Raw genomic sequence first — 24,410 nt, forward strand, 5'->3', positions numbered from 1 at the left:
AAGTTAAATATACTGTATGTATATACAGGTATTTATTATGCAAAACATCATTGATTTATTACAACGTAAGCAGTTGATTTGGCCTGGTTCTGAGCAGAAGAGCTCGATAAAAGTCCAAGCTTCTTGTTTCAACGAGTGGGATCAGCACCTAGAGGGTTTCCCAAAAACTGGCCTGATGGAGATCCAATCAGAGGCCGGTATTGGTGAACTACGCCTCATCACACCTATGTTAAAAACAGTTGCGCAAAAACGAACTGTAGTGCTGATCAATCCTCCAGCTTCCCCTTGTGCTCATTACTTTGAAAAAGAGGGCATACCCACTAGTAATATTTTGGTGATCCAAGATACCAAACATAACCTGTGGGCTGCTGAGCAGTGTTTAAAAAGTGGTAGTTGCGCATGTGTTTGTTTGTGGCACCCACAACTTGAAATACACCAAGCACGTCGACTGCAAGTAGCAGCAGAGAAAGGCCGTGCACTCAATATTCACTTTAATCTCGACCTGCATAATGAATGCTCACTACCCATCCCCCTCAGTGTCAACCTAAATGCGACTGAAAACGGGGTCAAGGTAAGTGTGAATAAGCGGCGTGGCGGCTGGCATCAGCAAACCTTTACCGTAGATCTCAGCCAACGCTGGCCACAACTTTGTACTGAAAAGCCTCAGCACCAAGTGATTCCTTTTCCTACGCGTAAGAGGCAACAAGCATGAATCTATGGTTGTATATTCACTTCCCGGTGCTACAACTCGATACCTTATTCTCTGAGGCAACCTCTGCTGAAAGCCAAAATGTAGGCAATGAAAAACCAGCTATTTGTATTGTTGAAAAGCATAAAATCACACAGGCTAATCAAGCTGCTATAGAAAAAGGCATCACTTTAGGCATGGGCTTAGGGAGTGCAGCATCTCTATGTGCCGATTTACAAGTATTCCCATATCAGCAAAAAGTAGAGGAAGATAAACTTCAACAGATTGCACAATGGTTGTATGTCTATACCTCAGATATCACCCTGTACACCCATCAAGGTCTGCTACTTAAAGTCTCGAACATGCTAACTCTTTATCGCGATCTAAACAGTTATTGGCGGGTTATTTCACAGCATCTAGACCAATTGCATCTTCACTATAGCTATGCCACAGCCTATTCCCCTCTAGGCGCAAAGCTACTAGCAGAAACACAGCACAATATCGTCTCTGATAACATCACTGAAATTGAAAATGCTATCTTTTCTCGTCCACTGATTGTCACTGAACTCAGCTCGCACAATATCGAGAAACTGGCTCGTATTGGGGTAAATAACCTAACACAACTAACCACCCTAAATATGACAGAAATAGCACGTCGCTTCGACATCCAAGTCGTCAATTATGTTGGCCGTCTATTAGGGCAATTTAAACATCCTGTCGCTTATTATCACCCACCCGCTCATTTCAATCAGCACCTGAATCTATTGTACGAGATTGAGAATATCGACTGGTTACAGAAGCCTTTAATACGCTTATTTGAACAAATGGAGTGTTTTCTTAAGCTTAGAGATAAGGTCGCTTATGAAGTACAATTGACCCTCTATCAAAGGGATAAGTCCCAGCAACAAATTAGCTTTTATTCTGCTATTGGTGACTATAGCGTGAAGACATGGCTGCAACTATCCAAGCTCTCTTTGGAATCTGTTCGACTGAATTCCCCCGTACTTTCCATTGGCTTGCAGGTAGTCAGAATGGCGGAAACACCGGCCAACAAGTGTGACCTTTTTGACCAACATAGCGGTGAGATATCGACACTAGAACTTCTTTCTTTACTGCAAGCTAAGTTAGGTAAAGACGCTATTCAAGGCATTGAAATCAGTAGCGACCCACGACCTGAGCTTAGCACTCGTTACATCGAACCATTATCTAAACCAGCAAGCACACAATCTCCCACAGCGTTGTCACGCCCCAGTTTCATTTACTCTCAACCGCGCCCTTTGGAGAGCAAGGTAGAAATCGTACAAGGCCCTGAGCGTATCCATAGTGGATGGTGGGATGGAAACTCAGTCAATCGAGACTATTTTGTCGCACGAGAACAAAATGGACGCTGGTTATGGATATATCGGACCCCAACCAAGGAATGGTTCATACAAGGCTTATTCAGTTAACTGAGTAACCTTCTACTGTAACGCCTATAAAAATGAACATTAATGCACTTAAATATTCAGAACTCTTTTGCCAGAGTAATTTCTCCTTTTTGACGGGAGCTTCGCACCCTGAAGAGTTAATCATGCAGGCTGACTTCCTTGGTTATTCTGCTCTAGCTATCACCGACGAATGCTCTTTAGCGGGCGTTGTCCGTGCTCATACCGCTATCAAACAAAATAAACTCAGCATTAAACTCATCGTTGGCAGCATGTTCTGGTTTAACCAAGAATGCCAAATCGTATTGTTATGCCCAAACCACAAGGCTTACTCAGAACTCGCTCGCATCATTACTAATGCGCGCAGGCGCAGTGAAAAAGGTCAGTACTCACTATCAGAGTGGGATCTACTTTCCATCAAGCACTGTTTGATCATTTGGATTCCTCAAATGAGGGAATACGACGATGAATGGGCGCAGTGGTTAAGCAAACACCATAGTGCGCGACTGTGGTTGGGCATTCAGAGGCACCTAAGCAACCATGATCAACAGTACCTAAAGCATTGCCAGCAATTAGCACACCGTTATTCTCTGCCTATTACGGCTTGTGGTGGTGTATTGATGCACAATGCTACTCGTCTTTCCCTGCAACATACACTGACTGCCATTAAGCTAGGCTCGACTATCGACAATATTAGTGAGCACCTACTTACTAATGCAGAGCGTGCTTTACGTAACAAAGCGAAGCTACACAAGTTATTCAAAAATGAATGGCTACATGAAACGCACTCGATAGCAAACCGATGTGAGTTTGATCTAGCCTGTCTTGGGTACCAATACCCTGCAGAAATTGTCCCTGCTTCTCTTACTCCAATTCAGCATCTTCGTCAGTTGGTGAATAAAGGAAAACGCCTACGATTCCCTAATGGGCTCACTAAGGACATTGAACAACTCATAGAGAAAGAGCTTACCCTAGTTGATGAACTCAATTACGCACACTTTTTCTTAACCATTCATGATGTAGTGATGTTCGCTAAGCAAAAAGGAATCCTCTACCAAGGGCGTGGCTCAGCGGCCAACTCTGTGGTCTGTTATTGCCTGGAGATTACCTCGGTAGACCCAAGACAAATATCAGTACTTTTTGAACGTTTTATTAGTAAAGAGCGTAATGAACCGCCTGATATTGATGTTGATTTTGAGCATCAACGCCGCGAAGAGGTCATTCAGTATATTTATCAAAAATACGGTCGTGAGCGCGCTGCATTAGCCGCTACAGTCATCAGCTATCGCCTGAAAAGTGCAATCCGTGAAGTAGGTAAAGCTCTTGGTATCGATGAAACTCAACTCGATTTTTTTATTAAGAACATTAATCGTCGCGATCGCGGGCTCAATTGGCAGGCGCAGATCTTTGAGTTGGGATTAAAACCTGAGTCACTAAAGGGCAAACAATTTATACAACTGGTCGATGAAATCATCGGGTTTCCACGTCATTTATCACAGCATGTAGGTGGCTTTGTTATTTCTTCTGGTCCTTTATATGAATTGGTTCCCGTTGAAAATGCCGCAATGCAGGAACGAACCATTATACAGTGGGATAAAGATGACTTAGAACATCTTGGGCTACTCAAGGTCGATGTACTGGCTTTAGGCATGCTGAGCGCTATCCGACGCTGTTTTCAGTTAATTGAAAAACATCACCATCGACAGCTTAACATTGCTGATATTACTCGACTGCAAGACGACCCTAATGTCTATGGCATGCTACAAAAAGCCGATACTGTCGGTGTATTTCAAATTGAATCTCGAGCTCAAATGAGCATGCTACCTCGCCTAAAACCACGTTGTTATTATGATCTGGTTATCCAAATCGCCATTGTAAGGCCCGGTCCAATACAAGGAGACATGGTTCACCCTTATCTCAAACGAAGAAACGGAGAAGAAGCGGTCTCCTATCCCTCAAAAGAGGTCGAAGAGGTATTATCAAGAACACTAGGTGTACCTATTTTCCAGGAACAGGTGATTAAACTTGCTATGGTTGCAGCTGGGTTTAGCGGTGGTGAGGCCGATAAATTACGTCGCGCTATGGCAGCTTGGAAAAAAAATGGTGATCTATTTAGATTTAGAGACAAATTAATATCAGGTATGCAACAACGCGGCTACGAAGTCAGCTTTGCCGAGAAAATATTTGAACAAATTTGTGGCTTTGGCGAGTACGGATTTCCTGAAAGTCATTCAGCCTCGTTTGCAGTTCTGGCTTACTGCTCCGCATGGCTCAAATACTATTATCCTGCGGAGTTCTATACAGCTCTACTTAATAGTTTACCTATGGGTTTCTACTCTGCATCTCAGTTATTACAAGATGCTAAACGACATGGCGTTACTATTCACCCAGTGTGTATTAACCACTCGAACGAAGGACATACAATAGTAAAAAATCAGAATCAAAGTGAGGTACAACTAGGGTTAAAACTAATTAAAGGATTATCAGAGACTAGCAGACGACAATTACTGGCTGCACGGCCTACGAGTGGCTTTACTCACCTTCAACAAATAAAAAATATAGGGATGAATCGCCAGCAACTTCACGCTATCACCTCTGCCAATGCGCTATATAACCTTGCAGGTGATCGCTACTCGACGCGTTGGCAATTAATGGATTCAGCTGACGATCTTCCTTTGTTTAGCCAAATTGAAGAGAGCAAACCTACAGATTATTCTTTTCATACCAATGACTATGAAGCCTTAATTGAAGACTACTCAGCAACAGGATTATCGCTCACACAGCATCCTATTACTCTGTTAGAAAAGGCAAACAAGCTAGGCCGATTTACTCGGCAAAACCAACTGGCACACCAACCTCAACAATCTATGGTCACTGTGGCAGGCGTTGTCACAGGTCGGCAGTCTCCAGGTACGGCAGGAGGAGTGACTTTCTTTACCCTAGAAGATGACACTGGCAATATTAATGTCGTGGTGTGGCAGGCAACCGCCAGAGCACAAAAGCAAAGCTATTTGACGGCTAAAATACTAAAAGTTAAAGGGATAATAGAAAAAGAAGGGGCTGTCATACACATAATTGCAGGTCAATTAATCGATATTAGTGATGAGCTGTCTGGCTTATCTAGCCATTCTCGAGATTTTCATTAACCCAATAACAGTGAACACAAACAAAAAAACCGCTTCAAAAGGGAAGCGGTTCATTTAATTGAGATAATTAAGAAGAGATTAAGCGCGTTTGTTATGTATTGTGTCACGATCGTAACCTTCACTATCTACTAAACTTTTCAATTCTTCGTCCATTTTGTTGTCTTGATAAGCATCGATCATATCCTTGTCTTTCATACTGTGAGAACGGAACTTGGGCCCTCTCGTCTCGTTACTAGTACCACCACGATTTTCCGCGATTAGAATTGAGTTATTCGTATCCACAAAGCCAAAAGAAAAATTTTGTTGTGCTAGAGCAACAGGTGAAAAAGCAATAATACAGGTTGTGATTAAACTGATTTTAAGATTCATGATGAACGCCCTCGGTTACACATAATTAAGATAGTGAGCGACCCTTAATTTGATACCACTCTAACGATAAATAAAAGACTAATAATTATCATTCTCTTTTTTATCTTTATTTACTCAACAGGGACTAAACAGTAATTACGCGACTCTCTCAAAAAGGATCAGTAACGATTACTGGATACTTCACTTACGAACAACAAAATCATTAAGTGAAGCTAATCCAATAGACCTTAGCTTTTTGAAAAATCTTTCAACTTACCCATAAAGATTTAAGAGATGATTGTTTTAACTCCCACCCTGACGGTGAATACACAATCACACGAATACCACCAAATAGGACTCGAGTAAGCGCTAGAAAGGTAATTAAAGGCTCTTCTGCTAAGGTCTATTGAAGTTAAAGGCATCCAAATACAAAAAAACCGCCTCGTTAACGAAGCGGTTCAAGTGATTGTTTCATTAAACATGCTCTTAGACACGCTTGTTATGAACTCGCTCACGATTGTAGTTGTTACTGTCATCCACCATTTCCTTCATGTCTTGCTCCATTTCCTTATTCTCGTAGGCATCTGTCATGCCCTTATCTTCGAGCGTAGTAGACTGAAATTTTGGACCTCTTATTTCGTTGCTGGTACCGCCCCGATTCTCTGCAATCAAAACCGTATTGCTTTCACTAATAAAACCGTTAAACACCTCTTGTTGCGCAAGTACTGCGGGTGAAAACGCCACTACACATATTGCAATAAAGCCAGTTTTTAGGTTCATTTGAACGCCCTCCTTAAACTCAGTTAAAGCTATGAGCGCCCCTTAATTCTAGTACCACTTTAATAATAAATACATTGATAGTCATAATCATTACTATTAAAACTAAAGAACTCACCACGAAACAAAGAAAAAACAACGATCTATAACCATTGCTGTTCTCTCACTCTAATCACCACGCAATAAAAAGCCTCGCAATTGCGAGGCTCCGAAATATATTTGAGTCTAAAAACTAGCTGTCATCTTCAGTAAAGTTTGTCGGCAAACTCACTTTCATTTCATTCCAATGCAGGCCACTTTCGATGCCGTATTGGCGAACAACGCCAGGTAAACGATCTCGTCTTCCCTCTTCGCATATTGATAGCAAGTCTTTGTAGAAATTTAGTGCTAACTCACGCGAAACTGAGTTTGAGAAATAGAAAGCACCAACACGATCGTAGAGCTTCTTCAAACCGTTAAAAATTAAACCGTAGATCTGGTTTCCTGAATGAAACGCCAGATGCTGGAACAACATGTAGTCATAGTAGTTGAATGTCTTCGCGATCAAAATCTCGTCGCGTTTTTGCTCGTCTTTCTCATTGTCTTCTTTTACGTTCTGCGCAATCTTATCGGCATACGGAAAAGTGTCCATGAAGCTTGCATGCGAATCAGCCTTCATCAAAGCCTCACAAGACTCGATAACACGCTTAATCGTTTCTTCAGATTGTTCTTTATTTACCTTAAACGCATAGCGCATAAAGATAGGACTGATATTCGTTCTCGCTGCTAATAGGTCTTCAACGATACTTGTTGCATTGTCTGCATCCAGAGTCATTAATGTATCAAGGATGTGCAAACCCGAGGTTTCCATAAACTGATTTACCTTAGTCGGTTTGCCGTGTTGAATGGTCAGCCATCCATCACGAGCAAGCCGTTGTAACACTTCTCTTAGCGTTGTTCTTGTTACACCAATGAGTTCAGATAGCTCACGCTCAGCGGGTAGAATAGAACCGGGAGCAAAACGCCCGTTCCAAATGCTTTCAATAATGTACTTCTCTGCGAAGCCTGCTGGGCTTTTTGCCTTAATAACCATAGATTGGATATTCCAACTCGAATTTCATTAAAATATTACTCATCATACCACCTAATTCTGAATTACAAAAATCAGTGGGAAATAACTTGTGAACTTTGAAGAAAATCCATTACATTAAACTAAATATCATTCTATAAAAACAAAAAAACACTAAAAAACCATCTTCAGATAAATGGCTAATGAAAATCATATGAGCCGAAATATGATACTAAGTATGTCGTCGTTTGAAAATTAATTTCCTATACTAAACAAAAATTTAAAACCATAATAAACAGCAACTTAATGACATAAAGTATTTCTCATACAAATAAAGACACTTGATATACCCAAACGACCACCAATAACAAAATAAAGTTATATAAACGGGTGTTTTCAGTTGTATTTATTGCAAACAAGATCTAAATCACACTATAAATTTGACTAATATCGTGATACGAGTGAAGATGCGCCGATAAACGAGTGTTACGAGATGTTACCAGTAAAAATGGCGCCCTCGACTAGCAAATATACGAACTATATCTCACCGCAATATCTTATATCCTAAGCTTATCCAATCGCTAAATCAGGTTGTTGCATGGATAGGTCGTATAAAACCGACTCAACCAGATTTAAATACTATAGAGAGAAGTGTTATGCCTTTAAGCCTAGGAAACGCCTTCATCAAGAATTTTCTTGGCAAGGCCCCAGACTGGTACAAGCTGGCTATCGTTGCCTTTTTAATCATTAACCCATTTGTTTTTTTCTTCATAGACCCCTTCACTGCGGGTTGGTTATTGGTCATTGAGTTCATCTTTACACTCGCTATGGCACTAAAGTGCTATCCGTTACAGCCTGGTGGCCTTTTAGCCATTGAAGCTATCGCTATTGGTATGACTAGCCCCGAAATGGTTAAGCATGAATTAGTAGCCAACATAGAAGTATTGCTACTGCTGATCTTCATGGTCGCCGGTATCTACTTCATGAAACAGCTTCTACTTTATATTTTCACTAAGATACTGCTCGGTATTCGCTCAAAAACGATGCTGTCTCTCGCCTTTTGTGCTGCGTCTGCGTTTTTGTCTGCATTTCTCGATGCTCTAACAGTTATCGCAGTTGTTATCAGTGTTGCTGTTGGCTTCTACTCCATTTACCACAAAGTGGTTTCTGGTCAAGGACATGCAAGTAACCATGACCATACTCAGGATGGACATTTAACAGAGCTCACTCGTGATGACCTTGATGAATACCGTGCATTTTTACGTTCATTGCTAATGCATGCTGGTGTTGGCACTGCACTTGGTGGTGTGATGACCATGGTTGGTGAACCTCAAAACCTTATTATTGCCGACCAAGCAGGTTGGTTATTTGGTGAGTTCATCATGCGCATGCTGCCTGTTACCTTACCGGTACTAGCGATGGGGCTACTCACTACTATTGTCGTCGAAAAGCTAAAGATTTTTGGCTATGGCTCTGAGCTACCTGTACATGTTCGACAAATATTAGAAGACTACAACCAAGAAGAAAAAAAACGTCGTACTAAACAAGATGTCGCAAAACTTTGGATACAAGGTGCAATTGCAGTTTGGCTTATTGTTGGCCTAGCATTACACGTTGCCGCTGTTGGTCTCGTTGGATTATCAGTCATCATCTTAGCGACTGCGTTTACGGGCGTTATCGAAGAACATTCTATGGGGAAAGCGTTTGAGGAAGCACTGCCTTTCACCGCACTACTGGCTGTTTTCTTTGCCATTGTTGCTGTCATCATTGAACAAGACCTATTTGCTCCAATCATTGATGGTGTTCTCGCTGTTGAAGATCAAGGTACTCAGCTTGTGTTGTTCTATATCGCAAACGGCATACTCTCTATGATTTCAGATAATGTATTCGTAGGTACGGTTTACATCAACGAAGTAAAAGAAGCGCTACTGCAAGGTGTGATTAGCCGAGACCAGTTTGACCTTCTGGCTGTAGCGATAAACACAGGTACTAACTTACCTTCTGTAGCGACACCAAATGGACAAGCAGCGTTCTTATTCTTACTAACATCGACGCTTGCACCACTGATTCGTCTTTCTTATGGTCGTATGGTCATCATGGCATTCCCTTACACCATTGTACTGGCACTTGTAGGGATGTTTGGCATTATGTTCTTGTTAGAGCCTATGACAGCAATGTTCTATGATTTTGGTTGGATATCGCCATCAAGTGCTGTCGAAGCAGCTAGCTCTATTGGGCATCATTAGGAAACTTATATCATTATTTGTAGTCTATTGATTTGCCTGCTTTAAAGGGGTAAAACTAACAGACTGTTATCGGCCGGCGTGATCGACAGTTATCGCCGGCTTTTTTGCGTATGGAAGATGCGCATATAAGGAAATAAATTAATGTTCGAGAACCTCTACCATTTCTCTCGCTCACGCCTATCGTGGCTACTTCTGCTACTTGCAATGATCGCCTTTGAGCTTTGTGCTCTTTACTTTCAACACGTAATGTTACTCGCTCCCTGCGTAATGTGCATTTATGAACGAGTAGCCATGCTTGGCATTGCCGTTGCTGCTGCTATTGGCTTGTGCAAACCACAAAACGCCATCGTTCGTGGTTTAGGTTTAGTTGGCTGGATTGCGTTCAGCTATAAAGGACTAATGCTGGCTCTTGAACATGTTGACTACCAATTTCATCCATCACCGTTTAGAACCTGCGATATCTTTGTTAACTTTCCCAATTGGGCACCGCTAGATAAGTGGGTTCCTTGGATGTTCGAGCCTTCCGGTGATTGTAGTAAAATCGTATGGCAGTTCTTTGACCTATCTATGCCTCAATGGCTGGTGATTATTTTTGGCGCGAGCTTAAGTGTTGCTGTGCTATTTAGTTTACTCCAACTTGTTGGAGTAAAGTCGAACAGACCCTAGATACTAAAACCTAGAGCCTAGGTTCTCGGCTCTAGGAACCACAACACTTTTTAAATTTCTTACCACTACCGCACGGGCATAGGTCATTACGACCCACATCCTTAAAGGGGTTAAGTGTTTGACTCTTATTTCCCACCATATGCTCATCGGCAGCCTGTGCTACCTCATTAATCATCAAATCAAGCTGTGGCTGAAGATCCGCAATTTGAGGTAACTCTTCAAAGCCTGCCTCTTTCATTTGCTGATGGGTTTGCTCTTCATCAGCCAATAAAGATAGTGTGGTTAGCAAGGCTGATAACATTCTTACCGTGCCATCAGCTACCTCTGTGGATTGCCACTCTGTTTCAACAATAGGCCATATAGCTAAAAAACCTTCAGCCAAATCAGCAAGGTGTTCAGGGTCATTATTGGTTAGTTCAAGCACAGAGTATTGATTGGCTTTAAGTTTGCCGTATTGGGCATTAATTTGCTCGATGATGCTAGGCTTCACTGCTTCAAACTCTTCACCACACAACTCTGAAGCCCACATTTCTGGCTCTAGCGGTTTCACTGTCAAGTTAGCAGCTAAAATAGCGCCTTCCCAAAAGTAAGCACTCTGCGCAACACTCTCAGGCAAGCTAATCAAATCACTCATGATATTTACTCTCTAAAAATTTTCTCTAGTATGAGTGAAAATAGCCTAGGCTGCTACAGTGCCAAGAGCGAGATCACTTTGTCGGTGACATTTTGCTCAAAACCCACTAAAATCCGCCCTCCTGCAAACAAAGGTAGAATAAAATGCGTCTCGTACTTGGCCCAATGGAGGGCATTCTCGATCACTTAATGCGAGAAATCCTCACTGACATCAACGACTTTGACCTGTGCGTCACCGAGTTTGTGCGCGTCAGCGACCAACTATTACCAGACCGTTCATTCTATAAGCTTTGTCCTGAACTCCTGCAAGACTCCAAGACAAAGTCGGGTACACCTATACACTTACAACTTCTTGGTCAACATCCACAGTGGATGGCAGAAAATGCCCATAAAGCCTTTAATCTTGGAGCGGCTGGAATCGACCTAAACTTTGGTTGCCCTGCTCGTCTAGTTAACAAGAGTAAAGGTGGTGCGGTTCTATTAAAAGAGCCTGAACTTATGTATCAGATCATCAACGCGTGTCGTGAGGCCGTGCCAAGCGAGATCCCTGTTACCGCCAAGATTCGTCTTGGCTGGGAAGATCCAGAGGATTGCTTTGAAATCGTCGATGCAGTGGAAAGCGCAGGAGCAAGTGAATTAACCGTACACGCAAGAACCAAAGAAGGTGGTTATCGCGCCGATCAGATCCGCTGGGATTACCTTAACAAGATCCGTCAACACACCAAGATGCCACTGATTGCCAATGGTGAAATTTGGAATTACCAAGATGGACAACGCTGCATTGAAACAACAGGTATTGACTCTCTAATGGTATGCCGTGGCGCATTTAATGTGCCAAATCTTGGCAATGTAGTTAAACACAACCAAGCCATTATGCCATGGGATGAAGTGGTATCCCTTCTATTAAGATACTCAGAATATGAGATGAAAGGTGATAAAGGCTTATATTACCCTAATCGTGTCAAACAATGGTTTTCGTATCTTCGCCAGCAATATCCCGAAGCAAAAGAGTTGTTCCATAGCATCCGCACCTATAACAAGGCTGAACCGATAGTGGAATACATTCAACGCTACCAGCAAGATTTATTGACTAGTGCTTGAATTGAAATTTAAGACTCATTCAACGACCATTAATATTATGAATATTAATGGTCGTTTTCATTACAGTGTTCTAGACGTTATAGCCTAATTAGGTCACACCCTTTACCACTAAGAGTCATCACTAATTCACCATTTTCAATAGACACTTTTTCATAAGAAAGCACACTTTCGGCTAAGCCAAACTCTAAGCCTAATTGCCACACCGGCACGCGAAACTCTGTAGGCTTATCGCTGCTATTAAATAAAGCGACTAGTTGTTCATCACCATAGCTTCGAGCAAAGGCTAATTGTTCATTTTGGCTTTCAAAGAAGTGCAAATCACCACTTTGTAGCGACCTGTACTTGTGCCTCAATGCCAGCATTTGCTTGAAGAATGGTATCCACTTGGAATGCTCAATACGCTCCCAAGGGAAAGTGCGTCGGTTATCAGGATCGTTCTCTCCTTCAAGACCAACCTCGGTACCGTAATAAAGGCACGGTACACCAATGTACGCCATCAAGAAAAGACCCGCTTGGCGCATTTTATGTTCATCCCCCTTCAATAAGGTAATAAAGCGTGCAGTGTCGTGGCTGTCTAATTGGTTCAATTGAGCCAACTGATTGTGCCATGGAACCTTAGCTTTTGCTTCTAATAGCCATTGCTGGAATTCATGACTGGTCAATGAAATAGGGTCATATGCGATATCTTGATTGGCAAAAAACGCGCGCACCGGGTGAGCAAACCCATAGTAGTTCATGGCACCATCTTCTTGGTCACCTTGCAGCCATGAAGTTGCCTCAAAGAAGTGCTCACCAAGAACGAGTGCCTCACTATTTTCTTGTTTGGTGGCATTACGAAATGCCTTTACATAATGTGCATTATTAAATGCCCCCTTGCCCTCTCCTAGCATGTGAATGACGTCAAAACGCCAACCATCGATATTGTAAGGAGGACGTAGCCAATGCTTAATAACTGCGGAGTCAGAGTCATAGATATAATCGCGCACTTCCTGATGCTCGAAGTTGAGCACGGGTAGATTTTGAACGCCATTCCAACCTTCGTAGCTTTGCGACTCACCATCAAAGAAGTAATAATCTCGATATTTGGAATCAAGATGATGGTACGCCCCGTCAGTGCCTTTGCCACTCTTATCAAACCAAGGATGCTCAGCCGAGGTATGATTAAATACCGCATCCAACACAATTCTCATTCCACGACGATGAACCTCTTGGCATAGTTCTGCGAGCTCTTCATTATCGCCAATATGCGGATCAACATTTAAATAGTCTGTCGTATCGTATTTATGGTTACTGAGAGAGCTAAATACAGGATTAAGGTACAAAGTTGTTATACCCAAGTCTTGCAGGTAATCCAACTTAGAGTAAATACCGGCAATGTCGCCATTGAAGAATTGAACAGACATGGAGTCATCATTGTTGATAGGTGAGCCCCATTCAGATTCAATAGCGGGCACCGTCCCATCTTTAATGCTGTATTCTCCACTAGAAACACCTATATCTGGATTACCATTGCAAAAACGATCTGGGAATATTTGATAAAAGACCTGACTCTGCATCCAATCCGCAGGGCGATGTTGGGCATTAAATTTAAAATGATACTCTTTTGGTGGAATACGATTGGAAACGCCACGCGCATCTAGCCAATGTTGGGACGTTTTAGTCTGAACCTTAAACACATAATGAGTGACATCTCTATCTTGATTAATAGGGAAGCAAACCTGCCACACCTGAAGTCGTCCCTTGGAAGCGCCTTCAATCTGCGACATTGGGATATAAAACTGTTCATTATCCGGCTCATGTCGAATCACTATTTGTTGTATATCGTCAATAGGTTCAACAATCAGTGTTAAGGTTAAATGAGTACCATCAAAAGTAAGACTATTACTCGATTGGGGATGAAATAGAAATGGGCTTTGCATACAAACTCCGAAACGGAATGAACTGCCCACAAATTAGAGAATTGTTAAGGGATAAAAAAGCGTGAACCACCGCATATCAAGGTGAGATCACGCTTTGTATAGATAATAAATAACAGTGACCGGTTAACTGAGAAGCAACCCGTCATCAGTTAGTTCCTCACCTCGAACTTTACTGAACATTTCTAGCAAATCTGGAACGCCCATATTAGCTCGTTGCTCTCCGGCAACATCCAAAACGATCTCTCCTTGGTGAAGCATGACTGTGCGATCTCCACAAGCCAAAGCATCCTTCATTGAGTGAGTCACCATCATTGCAGTAAGGTCAAACTCCTTAACTACCTTCTTGGTGAGATCAATCACGAATGCCGCCATACGAGGGTCAAGCGCTGCGGTATGTTCATCCAATAGCAAAAGCTTACTGTCTGATAGCGTCGCCATAATTAGACTCACGGCTTGCCGTTGTCCACCCGAAAGAAGTCCTATGCTATCGCCAAGCCTATCCTCTAATCCCAATCCCAAAATAGAAATACGATCTTGGAATAGTTTTCTGCGCTTGCTCGACAATGCCAAGGTCCAACCACGTCGGTGCCCTCGGCGGTAGGCTAGAGCCATATTCTCTTCAATTGTCAGGTCACCACACGTCCCTGCCAAAGGGTCTTGGAAGACACGAGCACATAAACTCGCTCTTTGATCTACAGAACGACGCGTGACATCAATGCTATCGATAACTACGCTACCTCCTACCATAGGAGTTTCACCCGTTACTGCTCCTAGCAAGGTCGACTTTCCAGCACCGTTTGAGCCAATAACAGTTAAAAACTCATGCTCAGGAACGACAAGGTCGACGCCTCGCAGCGCTCTGTTTTCCAAAATGGTTCCAGGGTTAAAGGTGACCTGGATATTACTTAACTCAATCATGCCACCTCCTTATCTGTGCGCGCTTGTTGCATTTTTTGTTTCGCTTTGTATTTTGCCTTCATCTTCGGCGCAATCAATGCTACTGCGACCAAAACAGCCGTGACCAAGTTAAGATCGGAGGCTTGTAACCCAAACATTCCAGAGCTTAACGCAAAAGCAACAGCCAAACGATACAACACCGAGCCGACAATAACTGCGGTCACGGCTACCCATATTTTTCGCCCGGGGATAAGCGTTTGTCCCAAGATCACAGCCGCTAAGCCCACGACTATGGTTCCTACTCCAGATGTTACATCAGCAAAGCTATTAGTTTGAGCAAATAGCGCTCCGGCAAAACCTACAAAGCCATTCGACAAAGCAAGACCAAAATAGGTATAGAAAGAAGTACTTCCACCCTGAGCTCGCACCATGCGTGCGTTTACACCTGTCGCCCGCAGACCAAGTCCAAAATCACTATTAAGCAGTCGGATAATAAAAAAGGCGGCAAGAAGAACGAGAACGCCCACCACGAGAGGGCGAATCAACATGGGATCACCGATACTCTCAAACGGAGTAAGAATGGTATTTTCGCCCAATAGTGCAACATTGGGTCTACCCATAATGCGAATATTGATTGAGAAGGCGGCAATCATGGTAAGGATTGAGGCGAGCAAATGTAAAATGCCACAGCGTACTGCAAGAAAAGCCGTTACCCATCCGGTCATTGCTCCTGCCACAATGGCCATTCCTGTTGCCAGCCAAGGGTTAATACCCGCAACTATCGCGGTGGCAGCGACAGCTGCGCCCATAGGAAAGGAACCATCCACGCTAAGATCCGGAAAATCCAAAACGCGAAAAGTAAGATAGACACCTAATGCAACAAGGCCGTAGACCAGCCCAAGCTCAAGTGCCCCAAAAAATGCAAAAGCAGACATACATACTCCTTCGCTGCTCTAAGCCCCACAAAGTGGAAAAGCCAGCCTATTGGCTGGCTAACTTACTTATTTAACTTGGGTAGCTCGCGCTACAACAGATTGAGGAATGCTAATGCCTAGCTTTTTAGCAGCAGTTTGGCTTATAGCGATATCAGATCCTTGGGCAACTTTAACATCTAGTGAGCCGGGCTCTTTGCCATCTAGTATTGCTGCAACATAATCTGCAGTTTGTACGCCAACTTGGTAATAATCAAAGCCTAAACTCGCAATTGCACCCTTCTCAACATAGGACGTTGCTCCGCCAAAGACTGGCTTATTGGCTTGGTTAGCCGCAACAATCATCCCTTCTATAGCACTCGCTACTGTATTGTCTGTTGGTGCATAGAGAACATCTGCTTCTGCAACAATAGCTTGAGTTGCGGACAACACATCCGCACTCTTCAACGCCGTAGACTCAATAACCGTTAGGCCTTTTTCTTTTGCCGCTACTTTTAGTAATTGAACTAGGCTCACAGCATTGGCTTCGCCTGGGTTGTACACCACACCAATGGTTTGAACATCAGGGAGTATTTCTTGGATTAACTGAACATGCTGAGCCACAGGGGAAAGATCAGATAGACCCGTAACATTTTTGCCTGGTTTATCTAGATGTGGAACAAGTTTAGCCCCTACTGGATCAGTCACAGCTGTAAACACAATAGGAATGTCGCGCGTCGCAGAAGCCAACGCTTGAGCCGTTGGTGTTGCGATACCGACTAACACGTCGGGATTTTCGCCCACAAATTGGCGAGCAATCTGCACCGCGATGGCAGGGTTACCTTGAGCAGTTTTATAATCGAACTCAAGGTTCTTACCTTCTTCGTAGCCTTTGGCTTTTAAGCCATCAAGTAGACCTTGTCGCGTTGCGTCTAGTGCCGGGTGCTCAACAATCTGAGAGACCGCCACCTTAGCTGTTTTTGCCATAACACTGGTACTAGATAGAAGCGTAGCACCGACTAAACATGCGGTGGCAATCATCTTATTTGTCTTCATTTTCACTCCTTGAATCATCAGCGAATAGAGCTGAATTAAATGTCCATTTAGAGGCAAAGGTGAACAAACAAGCATCAAACAACTAATTTTCGATGCTTATTTGACCAAAATAGAGCACTCTAGACCTCTATTATTACCAGTAAGAGTTCGAAAACAAAAGCAAACAAAGTGACTTAGCTCTCTTATTTGTTGAATTGTTAAGAAAATGTCACACAAAAGGAGGGTTTTAAGAAAATGATATGAAATGGGGAGCGCTACTAATCAAAAAAGCGCGCTCAAATGAGCAGGAGTAAAGTGGTCTAAAAACTGAAAATATTTAGAACCAGCGTTCTAGTACGGTTTTATCGAGTTGCCTAAACGCTCGATTCAGTAGTTGGGCGAGTTCTTTATAACGAGGTTTGGCTTTGGGTGGCTCTAAAGCAGCCCCAGAATCCAAAATCTTTTGATGAATTTCTCTGTACCAGTTGGCAAGCGCAGGAGGCAGCAGAGTGTTAGAGCGAGTTCCAAGCCACCAGAAACCTTGAACCGGTAAACTGATAGCAAACAACGCAACGATGATCGCTTGCGACAGTCCCGAACCATTTTGGAAGGTTAATTGTGTCAGCACACTAATAGCCGCGACTGCAGGCATGACTCGCACGCCAAATCGAGTGGCTGTAATCACACGATGCTCAGGAAATAGCGGCGAAAGCTCTTTTCGCATAGGCCAAAGATCCATGTACGCCTGACCGTCTTTCAATCTGTGAAGCATTCCTACTTTTTCAACCATACCCAAAACCGCTAAAAAAAAGTTGAAGATTTAAAAAATAAACACAAAAAATTGATAAAAGATAAAGAAATTTCAATTTTTTTTGTTATATTTACCTATTATCGCTATCCTTGTCAGCGTCTCGTCCATAGCACCATGCCTAACTACATATTAGGCGAGAGCGAGGCCTCTTAGCAAGGATTGTAAAACGTATCCTGCAAGGTATATACGTTCAACAAAGGGAAATTGTTGCAATTGAAAACAGAGTAGTCTTTCACAAATGAAATTTGACTACTCTTGAAGACTAAATTCATTCTTTCTGAATAATCAGATGAAATACAGGTAAACAAACATGTCAAAGCTAGTTTTAGTTTTAAACTGCGGTAGTTCTTCCCTTAAATTCGCTATCGTTGACGCGGACAGCGGCGAAGAGCATCTTACTGGTCTTGCAGAGTGTCTGCACCTTCCTGAAGCTCGTATCAAGTGGAAACTGGACGGCAAACACGAAGCAGCACTTGGCAACGGTGCAGCTCACGATCAAGCGCTAACTTTTATCGTAGACACTATCCTAGCTTCTAAACCAGAACTATCTGAGCAACTTGGTGCTATCGGCCACCGTGTTGTTCACGGTGGTGAGAAATTCACTGAATCAGCACTTATCACTGATGATGTTGTTAAGGGTATCGAAGACTGTGCAGCTCTTGCACCTCTACACAATCCTGCAGCTATTGTTGGTATTAAGGCTGCTCAAAAAGCATTCCCTGCACTTCCAATGTCTGCTGTATTCGATACTGCTTACCACCAGACTATGCCTGAAGAAGCTTACCTGTACGCTCTACCATACAACCTATACAAAGAGCACGGCATCCGTCGCTACGGCATGCACGGTACTTCTCACCTGTTCATCGCTCGCGAAACAGCTGAGCAACTAGGTAAACCTGCTGATGAGCTAAACATCATCAACTGTCACCTAGGTAACGGTGCTTCTGTTTGTGCAATCAAAAACGGTAAGTCTGTAGATACTTCTATGGGTCTAACTCCTCTTGAAGGTCTAGTGATGGGTACTCGTTGTGGTGACATCGACCCAGCTATCATCTTCCACCTGCACGATTCTCTAGGTTACACAGTTGATCAAATCAACACTATGCTAACTAAAGAGTCTGGCCTACAAGGTCTAACTGAAGTGACTTCTGACTGTCGTTTCGTTGAAGACAACTACGGTGAGAAAGAAGAAGCGACTCGCGCAATGGACGTATTCTGCCACCGCCTAGCTAAGTACGTTGCTGGCTACACAGCAACGCTAGAAGGTCGTTTAGACGCTATCGTATTCACTGGTGGTATCGGTGAAAACTCTGCTCCAATTCGTGAGATGGTTCTTAACCGTCTTGGCGTATTCGGTATTGAAGTAGACGGTGAAGCAAACCTTAAAGCTCGCTTCGGTGGCGAAGGTACTATCACTTCTACTGACAGCCGCATCCCTGCAATGGTTATCTCTACTAACGAAGAGCTAGTTATTGCAGAAGACACAGCTCGTCTAGCTGGTCTTTAATCTTTAAAAGGGTGAGGTTTTCCTCACCCTTTTAGTTTCGGTTCAGCTGTCCCCCAGCTGTCACTTTTCATTACATTTCGAGGTCTTCAGACTATGTCTCGTACCATTATGCTTGTCCCAATTAGCGCTGGTGTTGGTCTTACTAGTGTTAGCATGGGTATTATTCGTGCTATGGAGCGTAAAGGCGTAAACGTATCGTTTTACAAGCCTATCGCCCAACCACGTACTGGCGGCAACCAACCTGATTTAACATCAACCATTCTTGAGTCAAACAATGACATCAAGATTGGCACTCCAGTGCCAATGGATGAAACACAATCGCTTATCCGTAACGAACAAACAGACATTCTTTTAGAGACTATCGTTGAGCGCTATAACAGCATTAATGATTCAGACGTTACTCTAATTGAAGGTTTAGTTCCTACTCGTAAGCACACATTTGCTCACCAGATCAACGCAGAGATTGCTAAAACTCTAGGTGCTGAAATCGTATTTGTTGCTACCCCCGGCACATACAATGCGGCACAACTTGCTGAGCGTATCGAATTCGTAGTTTCAAACTACGGCGGCAAGAAAAACAAAAACATCTCTGGTGTTATCGTAAACAAAGTAAATGCTCCTGTTGACGAAGCTGGCCGCACACGTCCTGATCTATCTGAGATCTTTGATGAAAGCGACATTGCGAAACAAGCTGACGTCAAAGCAATGGAAATCATCAACTCTAGCCCTGTGCGCGTTCTAGGTTGCGTGCCTTGGAAAGTTGATCTAATTGCAACTCGTGCAATTGATATGGCTAAGCACCTTAATGCTGACATCATCAATGAAGGTGAAATCAATAAGCGCCGCATTAAGAGCATCACATTCTGTGCACGCTCTCTGCCAAACATGATCGAGCACTTCAAACCAGGCTCTCTACTGGTAACGTCGGCGGATCGTCCAGACGTAATCGTAGCAGCAGCTCTATCTGCTATGAACGGCGTAGATATTGGTGCAGTGCTTCTAACGGGAGGTTATGACATCCCTGAGGAAATTCGTAGCCTTTGCCAACCTGCATTTGATGCTGGCCTTCCTATCTTCAAGGCACAAGGCAACACTTGGCAGACTTCTCTAAACCTACAAAGCTTTAGCCTAGAAGTTCCAGCTGACGATAAAGAGCGTATTGAGTTCATCAACGATCATGTAGCTGGCAACATCGATGGCCAGTGGATTGACTCGCTAACTGAAGGTGTAATTGCATCTCGTCGCCTAAGCCCACCAGCATTCCGTTACCAACTAACTGAATTTGCTCGTCGTGCTAACAAGCGTATCGTTCTTCCTGAAGGTGATGAGCCGCGTACTGTTAAAGCTGCAGCTATCTGTGCTGAGCGCGGTATCGCAACTTGTGTACTTCTTGGTAACCCTGACGAAATTCGTCGCGTTGCTGCACAGCAAGGTGTTGAGTTAGGTGCTGGCGTTGAGATCATCGACTCTGATGCTGTACGTGAAAACTACGTTGCTCGTCTAGTAGAGCTTCGCTCTAAGAAAGGCATGACTGAAGTTGTAGCTCGCGAGAAACTACAAGATTCAGTATTCCTAGGCACTATGATGCTGGAAGCAAGCGAAGTAGACGGTCTAGTATCTGGTGCGGTTCATACCACAGCCAATACTATCGTTCCTCCGTTCCAAATCATCAAGACTGCACCTGATGCGTCTATCGTTTCTTCAATCTTCTTCATGCTTCTGCCTGATCAAGTATTGGTATACGGTGACTGTGCAATCAACCCAGATCCAACAGCTGAGCAACTGGCTGAAATCGCTATTCAATCTGCGGATTCTGCTTCTGCATTCGGTATCGACCCACGTGTTGCAATGATTTCTTACTCTACTGGTGAGTCAGGTAAAGGTGCAGACGTAGATAAAGTACGTGAAGCAACTAAACTTGCTCAAGAGAAACGTCCTGATCTAGTGATCGATGGTCCTCTACAGTACGATGCAGCAATCATGGAGAACGTAGCGGCTTCTAAAGCACCGAACTCTCCTGTAGCGGGTAAAGCAACTGTATTTGTATTCCCAGACCTAAACACTGGTAACACAACTTACAAAGCGGTACAGCGTTCAGCAGACCTAGTCTCTATTGGTCCAATGCTTCAGGGCATGCGTAAGCCAGTAAATGACTTGTCTCGTGGCGCACTAGTAGACGACATCGTTTACACTGTTGCTCTAACAGCAATTCAAGCAACTCAGTAATTTTTACTGCTTGCTGAAATGAAAAAGGGTCGGTATTTACCGACCCTTTTTATTGGGAATTAATTCCTAGGTTGCCATTCGTTGCGACACTCATACGAACCCATCTCGAATTCACGACAAATCCATGGGCGATTTTCATAGATACTACACATTAGTGTCTCTCTATCCACCGCAGAGCACCACCCGTCTTCTAAACGAAGCATGGTCTCTCCTCCCCACTTATCTCTTGCTATATGCTCTTCAGGTACACCTGTATCGGTGATGATCATTACTTCTAACCGACAGCAACAAGCGCGACAAGTGTTGCAGCTTACTTCTGGTTCAAGCTCTTGCTTAATAGGGATTGTATCCATAGCGCTCTACTTCTAATAATCTGATCGCATCATACGTCATTAGACTGTGATATCGAAGTGTTCTGCCGATGCAAAGAGTACTGTTACCCGTTCTAAGCCTTTTTCACTAAGCCGACAATGTACAGTAGCAATACCGCACCAACCGTTGCCGTGACTAAAGATCCCACTAGGCCACCAGCGGTTAATCCCAAGATATTAAAGATAAAACCACCGAAGATTGCACCAAGGATGCCCACTACAATATTACCGACTAAGCCAAAGCCACCACCTTTCATAAAGTTGCCCGCCAGCCAACCCGCTAGCGCACCTATCAACAAAAACAGAACAAAGCCCATAACGTACATACCTTCTCAATGTATTTAGACTGTAAGGTTAGTTGAGGATTAACAGGATGGAAAATAGGTGAGATTTAGGATCTGTGTGGTTTTCAGATATTAGATAGCCACTTTGTGCCTTAGCATGACGAAAGTGGATTGCAGTCGCTCCCAACCCAAGCTGAACATAACGTCATTCCAGCCTTGAGCTGGAACCTTAGAGCGCACAAATTTGATTGGAAACGTTCAAGCATAAAAAAGGCCTGAGCATAGCTCAGGCCTTCGATAACACGTTAATGCTCGATAAATTAGTTAGCTTGAATACCAACAATCAACCAAGGTGCATTTTGTGCTGTCAAGTCACGCTCAAGGTGCCAGATATCATTGATATCTTCTTCCACACCTTCAATAGTGTCTCGGTAACGACCAGAAAACTGTAAGCTAAGCTGTGCCTTGTTAGCATCGTAGTCTGCACGAACAATTTCAGCATCCACAAACATCACATCTGTGTGTTGCTCGCCTTGCAATGAAGCACGCTCAGATTGCAGGTCGTCGAACAAGCTTGCAGACACATATTCACGAATAGTCTCTAGCTCGTTGTGGTTCCAAGCACCCTGTAGGATACGATAATGCTCGCGTGAGCCGTTCACAAACGCTGCATGGTCAAAACCCGGTGGATAGTTGTGCGGTACGTCAGATTGCGCAGTACTACCAAAACCAGTGCCAGGTGCAGGTTGCGAGAAGGGTTGAGGCTCTGCTTCCTGTCTGAACTGAGTATTCTGAGAATTACCTTGAGGGCCGCTTGAGTATGCCGCTCGTTGCTGATTCATGCTACCGGCTTTCGAGCCGAGCATGCCTCGCAAGAATTTGAATGCAAAGAAAGCAATCAAACCCATGATCAAGATATCCATAAATTGGATACCTTCAAAAGCGCCACCGAAGAACGCCGCAAGAAGGCCACCTGCTAGCAACCCTCCCATCAAGCCACCCATTAAACCGCCCTTGCGAGAAGTTTGTGTGCCTTTGTTGTTCACCGAATTAGTGTTAGTAGGTTGAGCCCTTGGTGCAGGTGCTGTTTTAAAGCTCTTGCCGAAAGACTTACCGCCGCCAAATCGCTTAGCTTCAGAAACCGGTGTGTACACCATAGAAACTGATACTAGCAATACAGCCATAATCGAAAAAATGCGTTTCATATTCTCTCTTTTGTTTTTAAGAATCTGCTCAATATTACCTATAAGAGTTCAAAATTTGAACTTAGTTTCGACATTGAGTTGTTAAAGTTTATTGCAATATCGTACTGGATCACACTCTTTTTAATCACCACATGGAATATACGTCATTTTATATAGAACTTTGAGTACTAAAAAGCACATTAATTCGCGAAAATAAGTGGCTATCGTTATCATAAAGAACTGAATTTTCTATAAATCGAATCCATGCAGCAGTTATCCAAGTCTCATATTCCATTTTTTGTGGTGTTAGTCCTTTGTTTCACACCGTGGTTGCAATCGCCTTCAGCCCTGGTTTTAGGGTTAATACTCTCTCAACTCGGTTGGGTACCCACTAATGTCCCTATTGCCAAGTGGACAAAAAAACTGCTGAGCTATTCAATTATTGGGCTAGGTTTTGGGATTTCCCTTTCCGAAGCATTTAAAGCAACCTCTAGCGGGATCGGACTCATTGTTACCACTATCTTTGTTACGCTGATCTTGGGAACCTGGATCGCTATCAAGATAGGTCTAGACAAAAAAACCGGTTACCTTATCTCTAGTGGTACTGCTATTTGCGGAGGCAGCGCCATTGCGGCGGTCTCCCCTGCAATCAATGCCAACGCCAATCAAACCGGCTTAGCACTCGCGGTTGTCTTTATTCTTAATTCCGTGGCGCTGTTCGTCTTTCCTGTCATAGGCCATGCACTGAACCTAGATCAACACACCTTTGGGGTTTGGGCGGCTATCGCTATTCACGATACCTCATCGGTAGTAGGTGCTGCTGGTGCCTATGGTGAAGAGGCTTTAAGAACAGCGACTACTCTAAAACTGGCTCGTGCATTGTGGATCATTCCTGTTGCTCTTGGCAGCGCATGGTACTTTGGAAAAGGAAAGCAGAAGTTACAGATCCCTACCTTTATTTTTCTTTATATTGCAGCGGTGGTGGTCAGTGATCTTTTACCTCAGTTTGAGACGCTTTATCACATGACTTTCTCTGTGGCTAAGCAAACACTAGTTGCGTGTTTGTTCTTAATCGGTTCTGCTATCTCCTTAGAGCAAGTTAAAGAGGCAGGTCTGAAACCTTTGTTATTTGGTGTAGGGTTGTGGCTAGCAATTTCTATCGGCACGCTAGTATGGCTACTTTACTAA

The 24,410-nt window shown here is 43.4% G+C and carries 20 protein-coding genes and 2 pseudogenes; 9 read left to right on the forward strand and 13 right to left on the reverse strand.

All coding sequences use genetic code 11. The features are described from left to right. Window positions 1-37 precede the first annotated feature (37 nt). The 3 genes from imuA to OCU48_RS09465 are packed head-to-tail and all read left to right on the forward strand — an operon-like array spanning window position 38 to window position 5,258. On the forward strand, window positions 38-712 hold the full coding sequence (imuA, locus tag OCU48_RS09455; RefSeq protein ID WP_141346079.1) for a translesion DNA synthesis-associated protein ImuA: 675 nt from the start codon (window positions 38-40) through the stop codon (window positions 710-712). Beyond that, window positions 709-2,136 (forward strand): Y-family DNA polymerase, encoded by a 1,428-nt coding sequence (locus tag OCU48_RS09460; RefSeq protein WP_141346077.1) that lies wholly within the window; start codon window positions 709-711, stop codon window positions 2,134-2,136. Before imuA ends, OCU48_RS09460 begins: the two co-directional genes overlap by 4 nt. Before the next feature lie 32 nt (window positions 2,137-2,168). Continuing rightward, window positions 2,169-5,258, forward strand: a complete 3,090-nt coding sequence (locus OCU48_RS09465; RefSeq protein ID WP_141346076.1) for an error-prone DNA polymerase — start codon at window positions 2,169-2,171, stop codon at window positions 5,256-5,258. Between the two features lie 78 nt (window positions 5,259-5,336). Here OCU48_RS09465 and OCU48_RS09470 read toward each other — a convergent pair whose 3' ends face one another. The 3 genes from OCU48_RS09470 to fadR all read right to left on the reverse strand — a co-directional run bounded on the left by OCU48_RS09470 (window position 5,337) and on the right by fadR (window position 7,455). Then, window positions 5,337-5,627 (reverse strand): hypothetical protein, encoded by a 291-nt coding sequence (locus OCU48_RS09470; protein ID WP_141346074.1) that lies wholly within the window; start codon window positions 5,625-5,627, stop codon window positions 5,337-5,339. Window positions 5,628-6,092: 465 nt separating this feature from the next. Next, complete coding sequence (locus tag OCU48_RS09475; protein ID WP_141346072.1) at window positions 6,093-6,386, reverse strand: hypothetical protein; 294 nt, start codon at window positions 6,384-6,386, stop codon at window positions 6,093-6,095. Window positions 6,387-6,615: 229 nt separating this feature from the next. Beyond that, window positions 6,616-7,455 (reverse strand): fatty acid metabolism transcriptional regulator FadR, encoded by an 840-nt coding sequence (gene fadR, locus OCU48_RS09480; protein ID WP_141346071.1) that lies wholly within the window; start codon window positions 7,453-7,455, stop codon window positions 6,616-6,618. Between the two features lie 632 nt (window positions 7,456-8,087). Between fadR and nhaB the strand changes: the two genes are divergently transcribed. Together nhaB and dsbB are read left to right on the forward strand one after the other, a co-directional pair. Further along, the gene (gene nhaB, locus OCU48_RS09485; protein ID WP_141346069.1) at window positions 8,088-9,677 is read left to right on the forward strand and encodes a Na(+)/H(+) antiporter NhaB; all 1,590 of its coding nucleotides are present in this window, start codon (window positions 8,088-8,090) and stop codon (window positions 9,675-9,677) included. A gap of 141 nt (window positions 9,678-9,818) precedes the next feature. After that, on the forward strand, window positions 9,819-10,343 hold the full coding sequence (gene dsbB / locus OCU48_RS09490; RefSeq protein ID WP_141346067.1) for a disulfide bond formation protein DsbB: 525 nt from the start codon (window positions 9,819-9,821) through the stop codon (window positions 10,341-10,343). A 31-nt stretch (window positions 10,344-10,374) separates the two neighbouring features. Here dsbB and OCU48_RS09495 read toward each other — a convergent pair whose 3' ends face one another. Then, window positions 10,375-10,977, reverse strand: coding sequence for a YecA family protein (locus OCU48_RS09495; protein WP_141346065.1), 603 nt, complete (start codon window positions 10,975-10,977; stop codon window positions 10,375-10,377). Between the two features lie 143 nt (window positions 10,978-11,120). Here OCU48_RS09495 and dusC point away from each other — a divergent pair, with 143 nt between their 5' ends. Further along, window positions 11,121-12,077, forward strand: coding sequence for a tRNA dihydrouridine(16) synthase DusC (gene dusC / locus OCU48_RS09500; RefSeq protein WP_141346063.1), 957 nt, complete (start codon window positions 11,121-11,123; stop codon window positions 12,075-12,077). Window positions 12,078-12,154: 77 nt separating this feature from the next. Here the strand turns inward: dusC and malZ are convergent, their stop codons facing one another. The 5 genes from malZ to yfbV all read right to left on the reverse strand — a co-directional run bounded on the left by malZ (window position 12,155) and on the right by yfbV (window position 17,629). Then, window positions 12,155-13,996, reverse strand: coding sequence for a maltodextrin glucosidase (malZ, locus tag OCU48_RS09505; protein ID WP_141346061.1), 1,842 nt, complete (start codon window positions 13,994-13,996; stop codon window positions 12,155-12,157). 123 nt (window positions 13,997-14,119) lie between these two features. Continuing rightward, window positions 14,120-14,914: an ABC transporter ATP-binding protein gene (locus OCU48_RS09510; RefSeq protein WP_141346059.1), complete on the reverse strand. Its 795-nt coding sequence runs from the start codon at window positions 14,912-14,914 to the stop codon at window positions 14,120-14,122. After that, entirely contained in the window at window positions 14,911-15,828 is a 918-nt protein-coding gene (locus OCU48_RS09515) for an ABC transporter permease (RefSeq protein WP_141346057.1), read from the reverse strand. Before OCU48_RS09515 ends, OCU48_RS09510 begins: the two co-directional genes overlap by 4 nt. Window positions 15,829-15,894: 66 nt before the next feature. Continuing rightward, the gene (locus tag OCU48_RS09520) at window positions 15,895-16,860 is read right to left on the reverse strand and encodes an ABC transporter substrate-binding protein (protein ID WP_141346055.1); all 966 of its coding nucleotides are present in this window, start codon (window positions 16,858-16,860) and stop codon (window positions 15,895-15,897) included. 316 nt (window positions 16,861-17,176) lie between these two features. Next, window positions 17,177-17,629, reverse strand: coding sequence for a terminus macrodomain insulation protein YfbV (yfbV, locus tag OCU48_RS09525; RefSeq protein WP_141346053.1), 453 nt, complete (start codon window positions 17,627-17,629; stop codon window positions 17,177-17,179). 331 nt (window positions 17,630-17,960) lie between these two features. On the opposite strand from yfbV, the gene OCU48_RS09530 reads away from it, so the two are divergent. Together OCU48_RS09530 and pta are read left to right on the forward strand one after the other, a co-directional pair. Next, entirely contained in the window at window positions 17,961-19,157 is a 1,197-nt protein-coding gene (locus OCU48_RS09530) for an acetate kinase (protein WP_141346051.1), read from the forward strand. Window positions 19,158-19,250: 93 nt separating this feature from the next. Beyond that, complete coding sequence (gene pta, locus OCU48_RS09535) at window positions 19,251-21,383, forward strand: phosphate acetyltransferase (protein ID WP_141346049.1); 2,133 nt, start codon at window positions 19,251-19,253, stop codon at window positions 21,381-21,383. 59 nt (window positions 21,384-21,442) lie between these two features. On the opposite strand, the gene OCU48_RS09540 is transcribed toward pta, so the two are convergent. From OCU48_RS09540 to OCU48_RS19730, 4 genes and pseudogenes are all read right to left on the reverse strand, one after another. Beyond that, window positions 21,443-21,736 (reverse strand): YkgJ family cysteine cluster protein, encoded by a 294-nt coding sequence (locus tag OCU48_RS09540; RefSeq protein WP_141346047.1) that lies wholly within the window; start codon window positions 21,734-21,736, stop codon window positions 21,443-21,445. 92 nt (window positions 21,737-21,828) lie between these two features. Beyond that, window positions 21,829-22,071, reverse strand: a complete 243-nt coding sequence (locus OCU48_RS09545; RefSeq protein ID WP_141346046.1) for a GlsB/YeaQ/YmgE family stress response membrane protein — start codon at window positions 22,069-22,071, stop codon at window positions 21,829-21,831. Window positions 22,072-22,358: 287 nt separating this feature from the next. Then, window positions 22,359-22,775: pseudogene (locus OCU48_RS19725) on the reverse strand (Tim44 domain-containing protein); the annotation flags it as partial. Between the two features lie 86 nt (window positions 22,776-22,861). Further along, a pseudogene (locus OCU48_RS19730) lies at window positions 22,862-23,243 on the reverse strand (Tim44 domain-containing protein); the annotation flags it as partial. Between the two features lie 243 nt (window positions 23,244-23,486). On the opposite strand from OCU48_RS19730, the gene OCU48_RS09555 reads away from it, so the two are divergent. Beyond that, window positions 23,487-24,410, forward strand: coding sequence for a YeiH family protein (locus OCU48_RS09555; protein ID WP_141346043.1), 924 nt, complete (start codon window positions 23,487-23,489; stop codon window positions 24,408-24,410).

This window comes from Vibrio inusitatus (assembly GCA_024346935.1).
GTDB lineage: Bacteria > Pseudomonadota > Gammaproteobacteria > Enterobacterales > Vibrionaceae > Vibrio > Vibrio inusitatus.

Bases quoted from the DNA above. Each gene is read 5' to 3' on its own strand.
- OCU48_RS09460 (WP_141346077.1), top strand. From the start codon at position 709: ATGAATCTATGGTTGTATATTCACTTCCCGGTGCTACAACTCGATACC.
- OCU48_RS09510 (WP_141346059.1), bottom strand. From the start codon at position 14,914: ATGATTGAGTTAAGTAATATCCAGGTCACCTTTAACCCTGGAACCATT.
- OCU48_RS09530 (WP_141346051.1), top strand. From the start codon at position 17,961: ATGTCAAAGCTAGTTTTAGTTTTAAACTGCGGTAGTTCTTCCCTTAAA.
- OCU48_RS09495 (WP_141346065.1), bottom strand. From the start codon at position 10,977: ATGAGTGATTTGATTAGCTTGCCTGAGAGTGTTGCGCAGAGTGCTTAC.
- dsbB (WP_141346067.1), top strand. From the start codon at position 9,819: ATGTTCGAGAACCTCTACCATTTCTCTCGCTCACGCCTATCGTGGCTA.
- OCU48_RS09555 (WP_141346043.1), top strand. From the start codon at position 23,487: ATGCAGCAGTTATCCAAGTCTCATATTCCATTTTTTGTGGTGTTAGTC.
- imuA (WP_141346079.1), top strand. From the start codon at position 38: ATGCAAAACATCATTGATTTATTACAACGTAAGCAGTTGATTTGGCCT.
- yfbV (WP_141346053.1), bottom strand. From the start codon at position 17,629: ATGGTTGAAAAAGTAGGAATGCTTCACAGATTGAAAGACGGTCAGGCG.
- OCU48_RS09545 (WP_141346046.1), bottom strand. From the start codon at position 22,071: ATGGGCTTTGTTCTGTTTTTGTTGATAGGTGCGCTAGCGGGTTGGCTG.
- malZ (WP_141346061.1), bottom strand. From the start codon at position 13,996: ATGCAAAGCCCATTTCTATTTCATCCCCAATCGAGTAATAGTCTTACT.
- nhaB (WP_141346069.1), top strand. From the start codon at position 8,088: ATGCCTTTAAGCCTAGGAAACGCCTTCATCAAGAATTTTCTTGGCAAG.
- fadR (WP_141346071.1), bottom strand. From the start codon at position 7,455: ATGGTTATTAAGGCAAAAAGCCCAGCAGGCTTCGCAGAGAAGTACATT.
- OCU48_RS09465 (WP_141346076.1), top strand. From the start codon at position 2,169: ATGAACATTAATGCACTTAAATATTCAGAACTCTTTTGCCAGAGTAAT.
- OCU48_RS09540 (WP_141346047.1), bottom strand. From the start codon at position 21,736: ATGGATACAATCCCTATTAAGCAAGAGCTTGAACCAGAAGTAAGCTGC.
- dusC (WP_141346063.1), top strand. From the start codon at position 11,121: ATGCGTCTCGTACTTGGCCCAATGGAGGGCATTCTCGATCACTTAATG.
- OCU48_RS09520 (WP_141346055.1), bottom strand. From the start codon at position 16,860: ATGAAGACAAATAAGATGATTGCCACCGCATGTTTAGTCGGTGCTACG.
- OCU48_RS09470 (WP_141346074.1), bottom strand. From the start codon at position 5,627: ATGAATCTTAAAATCAGTTTAATCACAACCTGTATTATTGCTTTTTCA.
- OCU48_RS09475 (WP_141346072.1), bottom strand. From the start codon at position 6,386: ATGAACCTAAAAACTGGCTTTATTGCAATATGTGTAGTGGCGTTTTCA.
- OCU48_RS09515 (WP_141346057.1), bottom strand. From the start codon at position 15,828: ATGTCTGCTTTTGCATTTTTTGGGGCACTTGAGCTTGGGCTGGTCTAC.
- pta (WP_141346049.1), top strand. From the start codon at position 19,251: ATGTCTCGTACCATTATGCTTGTCCCAATTAGCGCTGGTGTTGGTCTT.